The sequence below is a fragment of the Aureliella helgolandensis genome (assembly GCF_007752135.1).
In the GTDB taxonomy this organism is placed as follows: Bacteria; Planctomycetota; Planctomycetia; order Pirellulales; family Pirellulaceae; genus Aureliella; species Aureliella helgolandensis.
The window spans coordinates 5,455,862-5,472,961 of the sequence record NZ_CP036298.1; the positions used below are offsets into that span (position 1 = coordinate 5,455,862).

Here is a 17,100-nt window from a genome sequence, read left to right on the forward strand (position 1 = left end):
GGATTCATTACTCACCGAGTCAATGCAAATGTACAAATCCCGAATCTCACTCTTGCTGCTCGTCAGCCTATTGGCACCGAAGCCACTGCTTGCCGAAACAAAGGCATCCAAACCAAATGTTGTGGTCTTCTTAGCCGACGACATGGGTTGGGGTGATTCGGCGACTTATGGACATCCGTTGATCAAGACTCCCAACCTCGACAAGCTGGCCTCGCAGGGTGTGAAGTTCACGCAGTGCTATTCGGCCTGCGGTGTTTGCTCGCCGTCGCGATCAGCGATTCTGACCGGGCGGACTCCGTATCGCAACGGAGTTTACCGGCACCTCTCCGGCCTTCACGAAGCTCACCTGCGGCGCAGCGAGATTACTTATCCCAATCTGTTGAAGACGATCGGCTATGAGACCTGCCACGTGGGCAAATGGCATCTCAACTCAAGGCCGCAGTTTAATACGTCGGAATATCCGCAGCCGGGCGATCATGGGTACGACTATTGGATGGCAACGCATAACAACGCCGACCCGAGCCATAAAAACCCCAGCAACTTCTTCCGTAATGGAAAGTCGGTTGGAGAGCTCACCGGTTTCTCAGCACAATTGGTTGCCGCCGAAGCGGCCCGATGGCTGAGCGATGTACGCGATAAGTCGAAACCATTTGCGATCTCCGTTTGGTTCCATGAGCCCCACGCGCCGATCGCAACGGATCCGAAGTTCAGCGAGTTGTACGGCGGACACGCGAACAGCAAGTACATGGGCAACATCACGCAACTCGATCACGCGCTTGGTCAGCTGATGCAGACGTTGGACAAAGAGGGCGTGAGCGACAATACATTACTAATCTTCACGTCGGATAATGGTCCCGTCGCAAACTTTGGAGGCACCACTGGCGGGCTGCGAGGCGGCAAACGCAGCGATCACGAGGGTGGCATTCGCGTACCCGGTATCGCGCGTTGGCCGGGGCATATCAAAGCTGGAACGGTAAGCGACGTCCCGGTCATCGGCACGGATATCTTTGCCACAGTACTGGACATTACCGGCATTCCGCTCCCGAAGGATCGCACGATCGACGGCGTCAGCATGCTGCCCGCGTTTGAGGGTCAGCCCGTTCAAAGAAAGGTTCCGCTATTCTGGCGGACGCACGTTTCACCGCCGGGTGACCGCGTCGCACTTCGTATCGGCGACTGGAAACTGGTTGGCGATGAAACGCTGACGAATTTTCAATTGTACGAAATTCAAAAAGACTGGAAGGAAGAATACGACCTCGCCGCCACCATGCCGGAAAAGACAGAAGCGATGAAGAAAGAGCTGTTCGATGTCTGGAAAGCAATCGAGGATGAAGGCCCTGATGAGTGGTGGAAGAGTGAGCGGCAAAAACCTGTTCAAGGCGGAACGGTGAACTATTGAAAGATGGTAAGAACATGAACCTGACGTGTAAACGACTGATACGAACCGGGCTCTGTCTGGCTTCACTCCTGTTGACGACCGGCAGGCTTGCGGACGCTGCTGATCGTCCCAATATCATCTACTTGATGCTGGACGAGTGGGGCTATTTCGAGTCCGGTCACATGGGGCATTCGGAACTGCTCACGCCGAACATCGACCGATTTGCCACCGAGGGCACGCGTTTTACGAACGCCTACGCTGGCGCCCCCGTGTGTGGCCCCACCCGCTGCGTGTTGCTGACGGGGTTGCACACCGGTCACACATCGATGCGCGTCAATGACGGGTTCTCGCCAATTCGCGAGGACGAACCGACACTTGCAAGCATGCTCAGCAAGCAAGGCTATGCGACGGGTGGCTTCGGCAAATGGGGCATTGGCGGACGCGGAACTTCCGGCGTTCCAGAAAAGCATGGCTTCGATGAATTCTTCGGCTACTACGACCAGGTCCACGCCCACACGTTTTATCCTCAGTATCTCATTCGCAACAGTCGCGAAGTGCCATTGAAGGGCAACCCGGGCGACAGCTTTTACGAAGGCGAAACACACGCTCAAATTGAAATCTTCAAGGAATCGCTGCGATTCATTCGCGAAAACAAGGACCAGCCGTTTTTCTGCTACCTGCCATGGACACCGCCGCATGGACTGTGGGCCATCGATGACGACGACCCTTCCTGGCAGTTGTTCAAAGACAAGCCGTGGACTGCGGGACAGCAAACGGATCGCGATGCGCGGGTTTACGCGGCTTTTCTGCACCTGGTCGATCGACAACTAGGTGAGATACTCGCGTTGTTAAAAGATTTGAACATCGACGACAACACAATCGTCTTTCTTTGTGGTGACAACGGTGGGCAAGACTACTTCAAGACCGCCGAACGACCACATGGATTTTTCGGGCCCAATCTCAACCCGATAACCGGCAAGCGTTTCCGGGCGGGGAAAGGTTCACTCTATGAGGGTGGTCTGAAAGTTCCGTATCTCGTTCGATATCCAGGTAAGATTGAAGCCGGTGCGGTTTCTGATCACCTGCTGTGTTTTCAGGACGTCATGCCCACGCTGGCAGAATTGACCGGTGCAACGAGTCCTCAATCAGACGGGCTCTCTTTTCTGCCGACGCTGCTGGGCAAGTCGCGGCAGCAAACGCATTCGCACCTTTATTGGGAGTACGGTAACCAAACCGCGGTGCGCATGAATCAATGGAAAGCGATGCGTCGCGGAGGCGGCGATTGGGAACTCTACGATGTATCCCATGACACCGAAGAGAAACGTGACATTGGCGCCGATCATCCCTACATCCTCAAACAATTGGTCACGTACGCGTTAGAATCTCACGAGCCCGTGAACGGTGGTGGAGTCTACGATCGCAAGCTGATTGAGAAGGACCGTCGTCAGGCACCACACAATCGCAGACCCGCAGCCTTGAAGTCCTCAAAATGAGTCGTCTTGATAACGAAGTAAAGGTATTCACCGAATGAGAATCGAGCACCCGGTAAGTTGTGCATTATCCGCGTTGCTCGTCTTAGCCGTTGCAACGGTATCTCCGATCGCGGCCGAGGATTTGTCGACGCCAACACTGGGGCTCGCGCCGCCAAACGGCGCGGTGGTGCTGTTCGACGGCTCGAACTTTGATGCGTGGAAGCCTTTCTCATGGCAATGGATCAATCCGAAAGATGACCAACGGGAAATTCAATGGGAGATCGTTGATGACGAGTCGATGCAGATCGCCTTTGACTTCGAAGGCAAGAAACGCAAACAGTTCTTATGCACCAAGGAGAAATTCGGCGATTACCAACTGCATTTGGAGTTCCAGTTGCACGAGGACGGCGGAAAAGGAAACGGTGGTCTCTTCTTTGGCCCGCTATATGAATTGCAGATCCTTGACAGTGCAGCAAAGGAGAGCATCGGGATGGGGGACTGCGGTGCGATCTATCAACTTCGTGTGCCCGACCTAAATGCAGCCCTGGAGCCGGGCGTTTGGCAGACCATTGATTTGGAATTCCAAGCGGCAAAATTTGGTGCGAACGGAACCATGACAGAGAAAGGCGCCGCTCGTGTGACGGTGCACCTGAACGGTAAACTGATCCACGATGACTTCCGGCTGTCGATACGACGTAACAAGTATGCTGCCTTCCCGGAACAGCCAACCTCACCGATCGTTCTTCAGGAACATGGATCGCCTGTGAAGTTCAGAAACATCTGGGTGCATGAACGCACCCACAAGAATTAGCCCGAACCAAAATCACTCCCTTTGCCCGACACGAAATTCCTCAGACTGAGTCGAGTACCTCATGAAAAAATGTATTTCCGTTTGTCTCGCCGCATTCTCGATAGTGATCGCAACGAAGGCGCACTGCGTCGCGGCAGAATTCCCCAACGTGGTCATTGTCATTTCCGATGATCAGGGCTACGGCGACCTGGGATGCACTGGCAACCCAATCATCAAGACTCCAAACATTGACCAACTGGCGTCGGAAAGTTCCGGCCTGAGCGACTACCATGTCGCGCCAACCTGTTCGCCCACGCGTTGTTCGTTTCTCACCGGGCACTGGACCAACCGCACCGGAGTCTGGCACACGATCATGGGGCGTTCGATGCTCCGCGAGAACGAAGTCACTGTCGGCCAGATGTTTTCAGACGCCGGCTACGAAACCGGTATGTTTGGGAAGTGGCACCTGGGCGACAATTATCCCTATCGTCCCGAAGATCGCGGCTTCACGGAGGTCTACCGTCACGGCGGTGGCGGAATCGGTCAGACTCCCGACCTATGGGACAACGCCTACTTTGACGGTTCCTATTTTCACAACGGCAAAATTGTGCCCGCGGAAGGCTACTGCACAGATGTCTTTTTTGAGCAGGCGAACGCGTTCATCAACAAGTGTGCGAAACAGGAGAAGCCGTTCCTCGCATACATCTCGACCAATGCGCCTCACAAGCCACTGCACTGCCCTCCGAAGTATCTTGAAATGTACGATGGACAGTCCGAAAACATCGCTGCCTTCTACGGGATGATTACCAATATCGACGACAATGTCGGCAAGACTCGGCGGTTGATCCGAGAACTTGGGATTGCGGACAACACCATTTTTATCTTCACCACCGACAACGGTACGGCCAGCGGTGCTAAAGTCTACAACGCCGGCATGAAAGCCGGCAAGGGCAGCCCCTACGAAGGCGGACACCGTGTTCCTTTCTTTTTGCACTGGCCAGCCGGTGGACTTACGAAACAGTATGACGTCAATGAGCTGACACACGCGGTCGATGTTGTCCCAACGCTGCTTGAAATGACGGGAGTCAAGAAACCCGACGGCGTGAAGTTTGATGGTGTTTCAATTGCTGATTTGCTCGACCCGACGAAGGAGGTCGATTGGCCGAAGCGTTTCGTGATTAGTGATTCGCAACGCGTTCGTGATCCCATCAAATGGCGTGGCTCGTCGGTCATGACGGGCAAGTATCGACTGGTCAATCGCAAGGAACTGTATGACGTTGCGTCCGACCCCGGACAGAAAAAAAACATTGCCGATAAGCACCCAGAAATCGTCGCGGAGATGCGTGAATTCTACGAAGGCTGGTGGGCCGAGTTGCAACCGACGTTCTCGCAGACCACTGAAATCTACTTGGGGCATCCCGAGCATCCGGTCGTTAGCCTGACTGCCCACGATTGGATTCAGGAGATCTATCCCCCATGGCACCAGGGATCGATCCGAGAAGCGGATCGCAAACCGGCCAAAGGAGATGCGAAGCTCAAGCACCTGGGTTACTGGGCTGTGAAGGTCATTCAGGATGGGAAATATCGGGTTTCGCTCCGTCGCTGGCCTGCCGAATCCGAGGCCGCGGTCAACGCGGGTCTTTCTGCGGGCAAGAATGTTCCAGGGCCAGCTCATGCGTTTCGTAGTGTGCCGGGTAACGCAATCGGCGCAACGCACGCAGTCCTCCGTATCAACGATCAGGATCTTGATCGAAAGCCAATCACGGAAGATGCCAAGGAAGTCAGCTTTGTTACGGAACTCAAGCAGGGATCATACCGTCTCGCCCCAGTCTTCGAAATCCAGGAAGGCGAACTGGGGGCCTACTATGTTGTCGTTACCCGTCTTGAATGAGACTGCCCCCATTCGTCGCTGCAATCGCTTTGCGATATCGCACCATCCCACTGAGAAACGTATGACGAACAACACGAACTGGAAGAAAATCACTCTTTTGCTTTGCGTGCTTGTCTATTGTTGCGACGCTGGTCAGGCCTCAGACACTGCAAAGCCGAATATCATTTTCATTTTTGCCGACGACTGGGGATACGGAGATCTGAGTTATCACGGCAGCTCGTTCTGTAAGACTCCACACCTCGACCGGATGGCAAAAGAGGGAATTGATTTCGCGAACTTCACCGTGAATAGTCCGGTGTGCTCGCCAAGTCGTGTCGCCGTAATGACGGGCCAGTTTCCGGCTCGGCACTGTGTGCATCAGCATTTCCAAAGCGTGAAGGCTCACATCCAACGAGGCATGCCCGATTGGCTCGACCCGCAAGCTCCCACGCTTCCTCGAATGCTGAAAAATTCGGGCTACAAAACCGGGCATTTCGGCAAGTGGCACCTTGGCAATGTTGCTGATTCACCGGCGGAAGATGCGTATGGCTACGACCGCTTTGCCACGTTCAATGGCTCTGGAAACATTGAAATCAAGAAGGATGGACTCGCATCGGTGGATCATGCCATCAAGTTTATCAAGGAGTTCAAGCGAGAGCCATTCTTCGTCAACTTGTGGCTTCATGAAGCGCATTTGGCGCACTTTCCGCAGCCAAAGTACCTTCAGCAGTTCAAGGATCTCGATGAGCAGAAGAGGGTTTATGCGTCTGTCATCGCCGAAGGAGATGAAGGCGTCGGCCGTATCCTTTCATTGCTCAAAGACTTGAAGATCGACGACAATACGCTTGTCGCCTTCTCCACGGACAACGGCCCCGAATTCACGAAAGACGTAACGCACAAGTACCATGGCAAGGATGAATCCAGTGGCTTGGGTGGCTACTACAGCGTCGGTGAAACGGGCGGATTGAAAGGCAGAAAACGCTCTCTGTTTGCGAGCGGCATTCGCGTTCCCTTCATTGTTCGCTGGCCCGGTGTCGTTCCGGCAGGCAAGACTGACACAACATCCGTGCTGACTGCAGTGGATTTACTGCCGACGTTTTTGGATGTCGCTGGAGAATCGCTTCCAGAAGGATACAAGCCAGATGGACAAAGTGCACTTGCCGCATTCAAGGGCGAGCCATGGCAGCGGACGAAACCAATTTTTTGGCAATGGAAAGGTGGCGACAACCAAGACTACACATGGCCGTCCAGCGGAGTTCGCGACGGCAAGTGGAAATTGCTGGTAAACGAAGAACGCAACCTAATGGAGCTGTACGACCTGGAAAGCGACTGGGCAGAAAAACACAATGTCGCTGGTGACTATCCGGAGATTATACGGAATTTGTCGGAAAAGCTTGATACATGGACAGCGTCTCTGCCTGCTGCGCCCAGCACAAACAGCCTATCGAAATCCCGCAAGAAGCTCCTGAAGAACAACACGCGATGATTAGGATCGCAGGCAATTCGTTCTACGTCCGCAAGAACATTACTCCATTTCAGCGCTCAAGAAACACTATGAAATACTTAACCATTTTCTCGCTTGCGGCTGTCCTTCTTTCGATATCTTGGACAACGCTTTGCCGTGGCGATGAGAATCGCCCCAACGTTGTTCTGATCTTTGCCGACGATTTAGGCTACGGTGATCTTGGATGCTATGGCGCGTCCAAGGTGCAGACACCCAATATTGATCGTCTAGCCGCCGAAGGACGATGGTTCACGGATGCTCATTCGGTTTCAGCTGTATGCACGCCCTCGCGTTACGCGCTGTTAACGGGCGAATACCCTTTGCGTGCGAATGGAGGCGCAGGAGTTTGGGGGCCGGCGCCCGTCACTTCTCCTCTGATCATCGATACGGCCAAGCAGACGATCGCGGATGTTTTCAAGAGCAGCGGCTACGCGACGGCCGCTTTCGGGAAGTGGCATCTGGGGTTCGGCAAGGGAAAGAACGACTGGCAGGAACCGCTCGACCCAGGTCCGCAATCACTCGGTTTCGACTACTACTTTGGAATGCCGGTGGTCAACAGTGCACCGCCGTACGTTTTCGTTGAAAACGATCGCATCGTCGGCAGTGACCCCAACGACCCTCTGGTTCATCTTGGCAAGAATGCAAACGACGCGACACCGATCACCCCCATTCCACCGGAAGCTGCGCAGCGAAGCCCCAACCAATTCGGCGGGGCGAAGGAGGCTCACGAGTTATTCGATGACTATCAGGTCGGAACAACTCTCGCAAAAAAATCGGTCGCGTGGATCAAAGAACGCAAAGACAAACCGTTCTTTCTCTATTTGGCAACCACGAATATTCATCATCCCTTCACGCCCGCCAAGCAGTTTCAGGGGACCAGCCAGTGTGGACTCTATGGCGACTCGATCCATGAGCTGGATTGGATCGTCGGCGAAATTCTTACGTGCCTCGAAGACAATGGGTTGAGTGATAATACGCTGGTGATCTTTACCAGTGACAACGGTGGCATGTTCAACCTCGGCGGACAGGCTGCGTTTAAGTCTGGGCATCGACAGAACGGCGATTTGCTGGGGTTCAAGTTCGGCGTTTGGGAAGGTGGTCACCGCGTTCCGTTGATCGTGCGCTGGCCGGGCAAAGTGAAAGCCGGTACCGTGTCCAACCAATTGATCGGCAACGTCGACATGCTCGCAACGTTTGCGGCACTCACTGGACAAACGTTGGAAAAGACTCAGCAGGCGGACAGCGTCAACATGCTGCCTGCCATCACCGGCGAACCGGCGCAACCAATACGCGACCATCTGGTTCTCGCCCCGTTCAAAAACACACACCTATCGCTGCGGAAGGGAAAGTGGATGTACATCCCGGCTCGCGGCAGCGGTGGTTTCGGAGGGCGGAAACCTGGCACTCACACTTTCGCCGGCCCGCCAGCGGTCAGCTTTGTGGGTTCGGTCAACAGTGATATCCACGACGGCAATGTATTGCTCATTTTGCAAGTGTGTCATGAAACGCGTGGTAGAGTATAGCGGTTCCATAAAGGGTATCGCAGAATGTCAACACGTAAGATTTTAACGCCAGAACAGAAGATAGCGATTGTACGCGAGCACTTGATTGAGAAGGTGCCCGTTTCAGAGGTCTGTGACAAGCACGGGATCAGTGTCGTCAATTTCTACAATTGGCAAAAGCTGCTGTTTGAAAACGCAGCAGGCGCATTCGAGCGTAAAAAGAACGCCGCCAACGTGCGTATGCAGCAGGATGCCAATGCCGCCAAGATCGAGAAGCTCGAAGCGAAGCTGCAGCAGAAAAACGAAGTCATTGCCGAACTACTGCAGGAGCACGTCGAGCTAAAAAAAGAGCTTGGGGAATCTTAAATCGCACCTGGGTTCCCCACGAACAACGTGATGCGGTGGTCGACTTCGTACGCAAATGGACGGCGGCCACGGATGTTACCAGCAAGCAACTGCTTACATGGGTCGGATTATGGTCATCGACTTTCTCTAACTGGAGTCGGAGTTACGGACGGACCTACGAGCACAACGGCTGGGTACCGCGTGACCATTGGCTCAACGAAGAGGAGAAGCAGGCCATCCTCAAGTTCCATTTCGATCATCCACTGGAGGGCTATCGGCGGCTGACCTACATGATGATTGACGCAAACATCGTCGCGTGCAGTGCCGGGACGGTGTATCGCGTACTCAGCAGCGCGGGCCTATTGCGTAGAAATAGTCGTAAGTCAAAAAAGGGGACTGGCTTTCAGCAACCTCTTGTGGCTCACGAACATTGGCATATCGACATCTCTTACTTGAACATCGCAGGGACGTTTTACTTCATGGCGACCGTACTCGACGGCTTCAGTCGTAGTGTGGTGCACTGGGATATTCGTGAGAAGATGGAAGAGATGGATATCGAGGTCGTGCTGCAAAAGGCACGAGAAAAGTATCCCGATGCGCGACCACGAATCATCTCTGACAACGGGCCGCAATTCATCGCCAAAGATTTCAAACACTTCGTGCGATTGTGTGGCATGAAGCATGTGCGTACAAGCCCGTACTACCCGCAAAGCAATGGTAAGATCGAACGATATCATCGCACGATCAAGAGTCAGTGTATCCGGCCACTGAGCCCCTTGAACTTGGAAGAAGCTAAACGCGGAGTAGCCAAGTTTGTGGAAGATTACAACACCGTACGTCTACATAGTGCTGTAGGCTATGTAACTCCGCAAGCGATGCTCGAAGGACGGCAGCAAGCGATCCTTGAGGAGCGTGACCGAAAGGTCGAGGAAGCCCGCATGTTACGAGCACAATCGCGTGCAACCAAACGTCAGAAAGCGACGCCGGGATGTTCGGACGCTCCGCTAGGAATAAGCTATGCTAACAGCAATGCTGCGGAGGATAGAGCACTGCTGGGAAGCAACTCGAGCGCCGCATCATCGCCGTTGACAAACATCCGTGGAGGGCAACATGAGCCCTCATTAGTCACTAGGGTTCCAGCACATTGACGAGCTTGTTAATGGCCCCCAAGGCGCAAAATCCTGGGGGTTTGGGGGCTAGCCCCCTTTGCATCCAAACAACCGAAAATTCATTTCTTTACTATGCTATTCTCAATCCGCGTTTTCACATCTTAGGCTGAACCAATACACCCGACCAGCCGACCAGCATCATGTCGGGTGGGAAGTCTGTTTCAATCGAATCCCTGCTACGCGAAATGCTTGACCGCGATTCACTGGCACGTTTCCCGAAACAGGATTTCCGGCTAAAGCAGGCTAGTAGTTACGATCGCTTGTCAAAGACTCCCGACGAGCCCAAAGGTTGGTTTAGTAATGTTGACCGCAGTACAAGCGACAAACAAAAGAATTTCGTTCGCACGGAAGAGAACAACGGTCGTAAAGAATGGGTGGTCATGGAAGACAAGGGTGCGGGAGCGATTACCCGTGTTTGGGTTCCGTGGCCGAACCAGCTGAAACCCGAAACGGATACCGTCATACGATTTTACTTGGATGGCGCTTCTGAGCCGACCATCGAAGGTAATATGTTCGAGTTGTTTCAAGGAAAAGGACTCGTACCATTTCCTTTGGCCCACGAGTCTCTTCGCTCGGCCGTGTCCTTCTTTCCGATTCCGTATGCCAAGAGCTGCAAGATAACGATGTCGCACCATCCATTCTTCTTCCAGTTCACATACCGTGATTACAACGAAAATGTCGAAGTGCAGACATTCTCGATGGACGATTTCCAGGCGGTTGAGTCCTTGATCGAAACGACCTGTCAGTCACTCTTGCACCCCGCGAAGTCAGTCCGTGGCGAAGTTGTGAAACGAAAACAGTCCGTCGAAAGCGGACTGGACGTTTCCTTACCACTACCCGACGGCACTGCGTCGGTCCGAACATTATCGCTCAACCTGGACAACTATGACGACCCGAATATTACTCGACAAGTCATTCTAAGAATGAGTTTTGACGAAAAGGAAACTGTATGGTGTCCTATCGGTGACTTCTTTGGTAGCGGTATCGGCTTGAACCCGTTTCAAGGTTGGTATCGCACGATTAACGCTAATGGTACGCTGACCTGTCGCTGGGTAATGCCGTACCAAAACAACGCGATGGTCTCGATCCTGAACTTGAGCGATAAGCCGGTGGATGTCGAGCTATCGGCAACGGTCGACGATTGGAAATGGGACTCGTCCAGCATGTACTTTCACGCGGGTTGGCGAGGCCGATATCCCGTTCCGACGAGGCCGTTTTCCGATTGGAACTACGTCAAACTCAAAGGGCGCGGCGTCTATGTTGGCGATACGCTGACGGTGATGAATCCCGTGTCGAGATGGTGGGGTGAGGGAGACGAGAAAATCTACGCCGATGGCGAAGCGTTCCCGTCGATCTTTGGCACAGGCACCGAAGACTACTACGCCTACTCATGGGGAGGTCGCAGTACCGACTTCTACGAACACCCATTCCACGCCCAAACGTTCAGTCACAAGTACAACAAACTGAACCGCAAGCCCAAGATCGACGAAAAGAATACGCAAGGCTTTAGTACTGAGACTCGCACCCGCGGACTCGATACGATTCCATTTGCGTCATCACTTCAACTTGACATGGAAGTTTGGTCTTGGACGGATTGCGACATGGGATACGGAGTGGGTGTCTATTGGTACGGCGATGCGGATACAACCTCCAACCACAATCCGGATCCCACCGAAGCGCTCAACATTCCGGTCGTCCCAATAGCCGAAAACGTATCCGTGAGCGAACCGAACTGAAAGAGTAGCGGCGGCCGCACGCCAAATTGCGCTGTCATCTTTGTTGATGATCTCGGATACGGTGACATCAGTTGTTACAGCCTCCCAGTAGCGCCCCCTCTTCATAAGCATTCTCTGTTTCGGAAATGACGCGAACACAATGAGCACGGTGGTTTAGCGATTTCGAGTCCCGTTCGGTCCCGTAGAGCGGACGCTACCGTTTACTGAAAACCTGACACAGAAGTGGGGGTTTGAGAAGTTCTCACTTTGAAGCTTGAGCATCGGTTGGCGGCGTCTCTGTCGGACGATGGAACAGGCTAGTGATGGGCTGCCTACTGACCGCGTGCATCCTGACACTTGGTACCGCTCGAACGAACTGCTCTGATTGGCGGCGACGATTCTCACGTCCGTCACAGCACTACTCTGGCGCCACCCTCGTCGTCCCATTGCAGTCGCGTTGCGCCCCCAATGGCCCACGCATGCTCTTCGGACTAGCGGGGTACAAAAACCTCGCCACTTCGATCATTCCAAGATTTGCAAGGGATCAGCAGACCAAGATGGCAGCCATCATTCATCCGCTTCTTGCACTCCAGGCCTCCCTCTCTCGACAGGAACTTGCTCGACAAGTACCGAGCTTAAAGCCCAGAACCGAATCTTGCGAAGTTACTTAGCTTCTACTCAGGCGGGAGTTACACCCGCTAGCCATTCAAACATCTCCAGTTCGATTCTTGCATATCTCGGTTCTGCCTATTCGTCATTGCTGTGTGACGTGACACGTTCTCGAGGTGGCGGCCCAATCAGGACGGCCACATAAGCCAGCGGCGTTTCACCTGGAATCGCCTTTCTTTTTCCGCGAGCAGAACAAGGCAGCACCGGCTCAACGGCTCGAGTGCCAGGTTCATCCACCAGTGTGACCTTCGCCTCGTGCCCCCCGCCTGGATCCCAGCCACCAACGAGAACCAACACGCGGCCATCTTTGCGTTCAGGAAGGTCGCCGCTAACAGGGCAAAAGCCACTAGAGTTCTTGCCGACAAGACTACCACTCCAGACGCGATTGTCGACTTCATCGTCCTCAAGCAGTCCGTCACAAACAGGCACCCAGTCTGTGACAGCGAAATACTCGGGCTCGCCCAGTTCTTTGAGTTGCTCTGCAACCCAGGACTCGACGGCTGGTCCATCCTGCTTCGGAGTGCGAGTGATGACCGGCATGATCACCTTGACGAACACCTGATTGAATCGCTGCCGCGCGATCGATGCTGGCGTTGGATTCTGGGCGGGTAGCTCAGCAGCAAAAGTCGTGAGTGTGTAGAGAACCAACAGTAGGGCGAGGCTACGACATCTCATTCACTTGTCGGTAGTGGACGAGGCCCGCGCGTCCCGATGGATAGTCAGCTCATTGGGACTCGCGGGCCTCGTCCACTATAGCCTTCGTCATCTGCGTCCCGCGCGCTCCACGCCGCACACTTGCCCCAGTGTACGCACAGTAGTTGCCATTTAGATTGGACAAATGGATTGATCTTTTCTGCCTTTTCGCTATTCGTGGACGATTGATTCGCGAACGTCGCATTCACTGAGTGTGTTAAACTGCGTTTTGAATACCGCCTGCCTTCGATTCTCGTAGCCCACAATCCAGGAAGTGGAACGAAGATTGCATGTGCGAATCAACTCAGCCCCCAACAGGGCAGTGAACAGAATGCGAAGTCCAACATTCACTGTTAAGTATCGGCGGTACCTTCCACCTCTTCGATAAAGGAATAGCTATGAAAGTTCTCAGCCGTTTCCCCGCTTACACCAGATATGTGGGGGCTATTGCCGCTTCATTACTTGCCGGAACTGCGACACTTGCCCAAGATGCTCCGCCGTCCAGCTACGCTCCCGTTGTCGAACAAGAATCATTCGAAACCGTCGTCCAGCGGATGAGTGCCGCCAAGGCTGAGATCGCTGCCAAGCACTCGGCCCTCCTAGAGCAGCGATACGACCTTTCGGAACGCATCGACGAAGGAGTGCAAATGTCGAAAGGGAAAGCCGTTCAAATCGGCGTTCGAGTGAAGTTGCCAAGCGGTGTGACTTGGGAACAATTAGGCGTAATGAGTCCTGCGGAAATCAAGAGTCGCGGTTTGTGGCCAGCCGGTTTCTATCCACTACCGCATCCCAATCACCCGGAAGGCGGGATGGTCTTTCCGGATTTTCATATCGACGAAATCAAGAAGCAAGAAGGCCGCGATCTCACTCGCTTCGATCTTGATTTTGACCTGCCGACACATTTTCTGCCTGAGTTTCCACCACCAATCTATTTGACGACGCGACCTGATCTGGGCGACGTTTCGCAGGGCAAAGTCGTCACAATCGACAACTATTACGGTTTGTTCAACGGAATCCTGAACCCCAAGCAACTCGAAGGGCTGCGTTTGCTGGTCATGCCGACGCAGCAACAGCAGTTTAATTCGACGCACGATCGACGTTCGCTGAAAGCCTCACGCGGTGTGACCTGTTTCGATTGTCACGTCAACGGTCATACCAATGCCGCAACGCATTTGGTCGGCGACATCCGCCCTCAAGAGTTTCGCCATCGGATCGATACTCCGACACTGCGTGGAGTGAATATCCAGCGACTATTCGGATCCCAGCGAGCCCTGAAGACAATTGAAGACTTCACCGAGTTTGAACAGCGTGCCGCATACTTCGACGGCGATCCAGTAATCGCGACGAAGAAGGGCGTAAACGTTTTGGAGCGGGGAAGTCAGGTCCATTCCATGGCCGAGTTTGAAGCCATACTCGACTTCCCGCCCGCTCCCAAGTTGGACGTCTTCGGCAAGCTCGACGAGAGCAAAGCGACCGAGCAGGAATTGCGCGGTCAAGAATTGTTTTTTGGCAAGTCGCAGTGTGCCGTATGTCATCCCGCGCCGTACTACACCGATAACCTGATGCACAACATGCAAGTGGAACGTTTTCACGAACCTAAAACGATTCTAGGCCGCAGGGCCGTCGCCGATGGGCCGATCAAGACCTTCCCTCTTCGCGGTATTAAAGACTCGCCGCCGTACTTGCACGATGGTCGGTTGTTGACGTTGGAGGACACGGTGGAGTTCTTCGACCTCGTCACTGGCGTAAACCTAAATGCTCAAGAAAAGTCCGATCTCGTCGCGTTCATGCGATGTCTATGACACCCGATATGGTCGCATAGGCGACGAGCCATTCCAACTCTCTTCCCACCAGCTATTCAGGTCGATGGTCATCGTCAGCAGGCAATGCGACCTGCCGCACCTCACGTGTCATTCGTTGGTCAGAATCTGCATTGCCGACGACGATCAGTACTTTTTTCGCAACTCGGCTTTAGGGAGAGACTTCGCTGGGTGGTCGGACGACCAAGGCTGACTACGGAGTCCGGCCCCGGCGAGCCTTCCGGTGTACGCACCGATACGCTATGGATTCGGCGGGCCAGGACTTGCAGCCGTTGTTGCAAATACCGTTTGACGGTGTTTTGCTCTGCGCAAGCCTACGCAATGTTCATGCCCAATCCTTCTATGCGAGCGGCAAAGGTGAGTTTCCCAAAACGCGAACACCTTACTCTATGCTCGCCCCTTTTTTAGCGGAGAGGGGGCTGACGGCGGTAAATGCAATCCCGCAGCTCGCTCCACAAGTTTCCGCTTCGGCGAGATTGCTGCGGCAATCGTGCAATGGTAGTCCGAGCGATTCTCGGTAATAATGGCACGACACTAACAGGGCAGGGCGTGCGCCGGTCAATGGATTTCAGTGATTTGAATCGGAGAATTGTTGAATGTCCCGCGTCGAAGAGCAGCACGCTACGCCGTTGGATCAAGAAGAGTTTTCGGTGACGAACTGGCGTGCTCCCCCCAACCTGCTCCATGAGTTATGAAAGTCTATTAGCCCAAATGGCGAATGGACTTTTTTATGAAGAACCGCAAACGACACTCCCCAGAGCAGATCTTTATGAAGTTGCGAGACGCTGATGCGATGCTCGCAGCAGACAAGAGCGTCGGCGAAGTGTTGCAATCACTCGAAGTGAGCCAAGCGACTCTGAGCCGCTGGCGAAGTCAATATGGTGGAATGAAGAGCGAGGAGGCCAAGCGTTTGAAGCTGCTTGAGCAGGAAAATAGTCGCTTGAATAGGATCATTGGCGATCAAGCTCTGGACATTCAGATGCTGAAGGAAATCACAAAGGGAAACTGACCAGCCCTCAGTCGCGTCGTGATGCAGTGCAGACGCTTCAGCGGAAGTTTTCCGTTTCGGAGCGTCGCGCATGCGACGTACTCGATCAGCCGCGATCGAGCCAGCGATATGTAGGGCAACCGAAGGACGAAGATGCTCGGCTAACCAGGAAGATCCTTGAATTTGTTCGACAGCGGCCACGATTCGGATACCGCCAAATTGGAGTGCTACTACGCCGAACTGGCGAAGTTATCAACAGTAGACGTGTGTATCGACTATGGAAGCTGCAGGGCTAAAAGTGGTAAGAAAACAGCGCAAACGACGATCTTTCTGAGAAAAAGCTAACGCCTGCCACCTCGCGCCCTCTGGTTTTGAACACAACGTTTGGACATGGGATTTCGTGCATTCTTCGACGACCGATGGACGTTCGATTCGATTTCTGAATATCGTCGACGAGTACACTCGGCTCTGCTTGAGTATCAAGGTTGGTCGCAGTATCCCAAGTGAAGATGCCATCGACGCACTGGCGGCGTTATTCTCGATACATGGCGTCCCAAAGCGAATCCGTTGCGACAATGGACCTGAGTTTATCTCGACGGCCATCAAGTCGTGGCTGGAGGCATTGAGCGTTGACGTCTTTTATATCGAGTCGGGGTCACCCTGGCAGAACGGCCTGTGCGAGAGTTTTAATGGAAAGCTACGGGACGAGTACTTGCACCAGGCGGAGCTACTCAGCGTAGCGGATGCAAGGGTCCAGGCACGAGCCTGGCGCGAAGACTACAACGGCCACCGGCCGCACAGTTCGCTTGGTTGCCTGACTACCAAGGAATTCGCACTTCGCTGTGCCGTTACTTGTTTCCTAAACGACCCTTTCATACCCCCTGGTACAGCAAATGGGGGCATTCCAGTCTGGCTTACCATGGCGACAGTTTGCAAGTTTCATTTGAATGGCTACTGGTTCATCAATGCGAACTAAACTGCTACTTGTTTCGATTCAAATGTCGTGCGCAAAGCAGGATGTGGAAGCCGCATTTGTTAGGAATGCACATCCCAGGCAGGCGACTGAAATGAAGAGAACTAAGTTGGCGAACCGAAGCATCATTACTTCCTTTTTGTTTGTTAAGAATGGCGGTAGACGTTCGTTATATTTGTTGGGCACTAATCGGGTCCGCAAGAGCCATTCTG

11 protein-coding genes and 2 pseudogenes are annotated in these 17,100 nt (G+C 53.7%); 11 read left to right on the forward strand and 2 right to left on the reverse strand.

The genetic code is table 11. From position 1 onward, the window contains the following. The first annotated feature begins 28 nt into the window (after positions 1 to 28). The 9 genes and pseudogenes from Q31a_RS18930 (at position 29) to Q31a_RS18970 (ending at position 11,766) form a co-directional block, all read left to right on the forward strand. Positions 29 to 1,399, forward strand: coding sequence for a sulfatase family protein (locus Q31a_RS18930; RefSeq protein ID WP_231690834.1), 1,371 nt, complete (start codon positions 29 to 31; stop codon positions 1,397 to 1,399). A gap of 14 nt (positions 1,400 to 1,413) precedes the next feature. Beyond that, complete coding sequence (locus Q31a_RS18935) at positions 1,414 to 2,871, forward strand: arylsulfatase (RefSeq protein WP_145081408.1); 1,458 nt, start codon at positions 1,414 to 1,416, stop codon at positions 2,869 to 2,871. A 34-nt stretch (positions 2,872 to 2,905) separates the two neighbouring features. Continuing rightward, entirely contained in the window at positions 2,906 to 3,661 is a 756-nt protein-coding gene (locus Q31a_RS18940; protein WP_145081411.1) for a 3-keto-disaccharide hydrolase, read from the forward strand. Positions 3,662 to 3,722: 61 nt separating this feature from the next. Next, positions 3,723 to 5,531, forward strand: coding sequence for an arylsulfatase (locus tag Q31a_RS18945; RefSeq protein ID WP_145081414.1), 1,809 nt, complete (start codon positions 3,723 to 3,725; stop codon positions 5,529 to 5,531). After that, a complete protein-coding gene (locus Q31a_RS18950) occupies positions 5,506 to 6,996 on the forward strand; it encodes a sulfatase family protein (protein ID WP_231690835.1) in 1,491 nt (496 codons plus the stop codon). The genes Q31a_RS18945 and Q31a_RS18950 overlap by 26 nt, the downstream gene beginning before the upstream one ends. A gap of 68 nt (positions 6,997 to 7,064) precedes the next feature. Further along, positions 7,065 to 8,492: pseudogene (locus Q31a_RS18955) on the forward strand (sulfatase family protein); the annotation flags it as partial. 69 nt (positions 8,493 to 8,561) lie between these two features. Next, a complete protein-coding gene (locus Q31a_RS18960) occupies positions 8,562 to 8,882 on the forward strand; it encodes a transposase (protein ID WP_145081423.1) in 321 nt (106 codons plus the stop codon). Between the two features lie 35 nt (positions 8,883 to 8,917). Beyond that, positions 8,918 to 10,009 carry an integrase core domain-containing protein gene (locus tag Q31a_RS18965; protein WP_197355397.1) on the forward strand — a complete coding sequence of 364 codons (1,092 nt, stop codon included), beginning with the start codon at positions 8,918 to 8,920 and terminating at the stop codon, positions 10,007 to 10,009. A gap of 206 nt (positions 10,010 to 10,215) precedes the next feature. Beyond that, positions 10,216 to 11,766, forward strand: coding sequence for a glycoside hydrolase family 172 protein (locus Q31a_RS18970; protein ID WP_145081426.1), 1,551 nt, complete (start codon positions 10,216 to 10,218; stop codon positions 11,764 to 11,766). A 726-nt stretch (positions 11,767 to 12,492) separates the two neighbouring features. Here the strand turns inward: Q31a_RS18970 and Q31a_RS18975 are convergent. Both Q31a_RS18975 and Q31a_RS18980 read right to left on the reverse strand, forming a co-directional pair. Beyond that, entirely contained in the window at positions 12,493 to 13,089 is a 597-nt protein-coding gene (locus Q31a_RS18975; protein ID WP_145081429.1) for a hypothetical protein, read from the reverse strand. Positions 13,090 to 13,278: 189 nt separating this feature from the next. Next, complete coding sequence (locus Q31a_RS18980; protein WP_145081432.1) at positions 13,279 to 13,458, reverse strand: hypothetical protein; 180 nt, start codon at positions 13,456 to 13,458, stop codon at positions 13,279 to 13,281. A gap of 47 nt (positions 13,459 to 13,505) precedes the next feature. Between Q31a_RS18980 and Q31a_RS18985 the strand changes: the two genes are divergently transcribed. Together Q31a_RS18985 and Q31a_RS18990 are read left to right on the forward strand one after the other, a co-directional pair. Continuing rightward, positions 13,506 to 14,909 carry a cytochrome B6 gene (locus Q31a_RS18985; protein WP_145081435.1) on the forward strand — a complete coding sequence of 468 codons (1,404 nt, stop codon included), beginning with the start codon at positions 13,506 to 13,508 and terminating at the stop codon, positions 14,907 to 14,909. 748 nt (positions 14,910 to 15,657) lie between these two features. Continuing rightward, positions 15,658 to 16,768, forward strand: a pseudogene (locus tag Q31a_RS18990) (IS3 family transposase); the annotation flags it as partial. Positions 16,769 to 17,100 lie beyond the last annotated feature (332 nt).

Excerpts from the sequence above, each read along its gene's own strand:
- Q31a_RS18945 (WP_145081414.1), top strand. The coding sequence starts at position 3,723 with ATGAAAAAATGTATTTCCGTTTGTCTCGCCGCATTCTCGATAGTGATC.
- Q31a_RS18985 (WP_145081435.1), top strand. The coding sequence starts at position 13,506 with ATGAAAGTTCTCAGCCGTTTCCCCGCTTACACCAGATATGTGGGGGCT.
- Q31a_RS18960 (WP_145081423.1), top strand. The coding sequence starts at position 8,562 with ATGTCAACACGTAAGATTTTAACGCCAGAACAGAAGATAGCGATTGTA.
- Q31a_RS18930 (WP_231690834.1), top strand. The coding sequence starts at position 29 with ATGTACAAATCCCGAATCTCACTCTTGCTGCTCGTCAGCCTATTGGCA.
- Q31a_RS18975 (WP_145081429.1), bottom strand. The coding sequence starts at position 13,089 with ATGAGATGTCGTAGCCTCGCCCTACTGTTGGTTCTCTACACACTCACG.
- Q31a_RS18950 (WP_231690835.1), top strand. The coding sequence starts at position 5,506 with ATGTTGTCGTTACCCGTCTTGAATGAGACTGCCCCCATTCGTCGCTGC.
- Q31a_RS18970 (WP_145081426.1), top strand. The coding sequence starts at position 10,216 with ATGCTTGACCGCGATTCACTGGCACGTTTCCCGAAACAGGATTTCCGG.
- Q31a_RS18935 (WP_145081408.1), top strand. The coding sequence starts at position 1,414 with ATGAACCTGACGTGTAAACGACTGATACGAACCGGGCTCTGTCTGGCT.
- Q31a_RS18940 (WP_145081411.1), top strand. The coding sequence starts at position 2,906 with ATGAGAATCGAGCACCCGGTAAGTTGTGCATTATCCGCGTTGCTCGTC.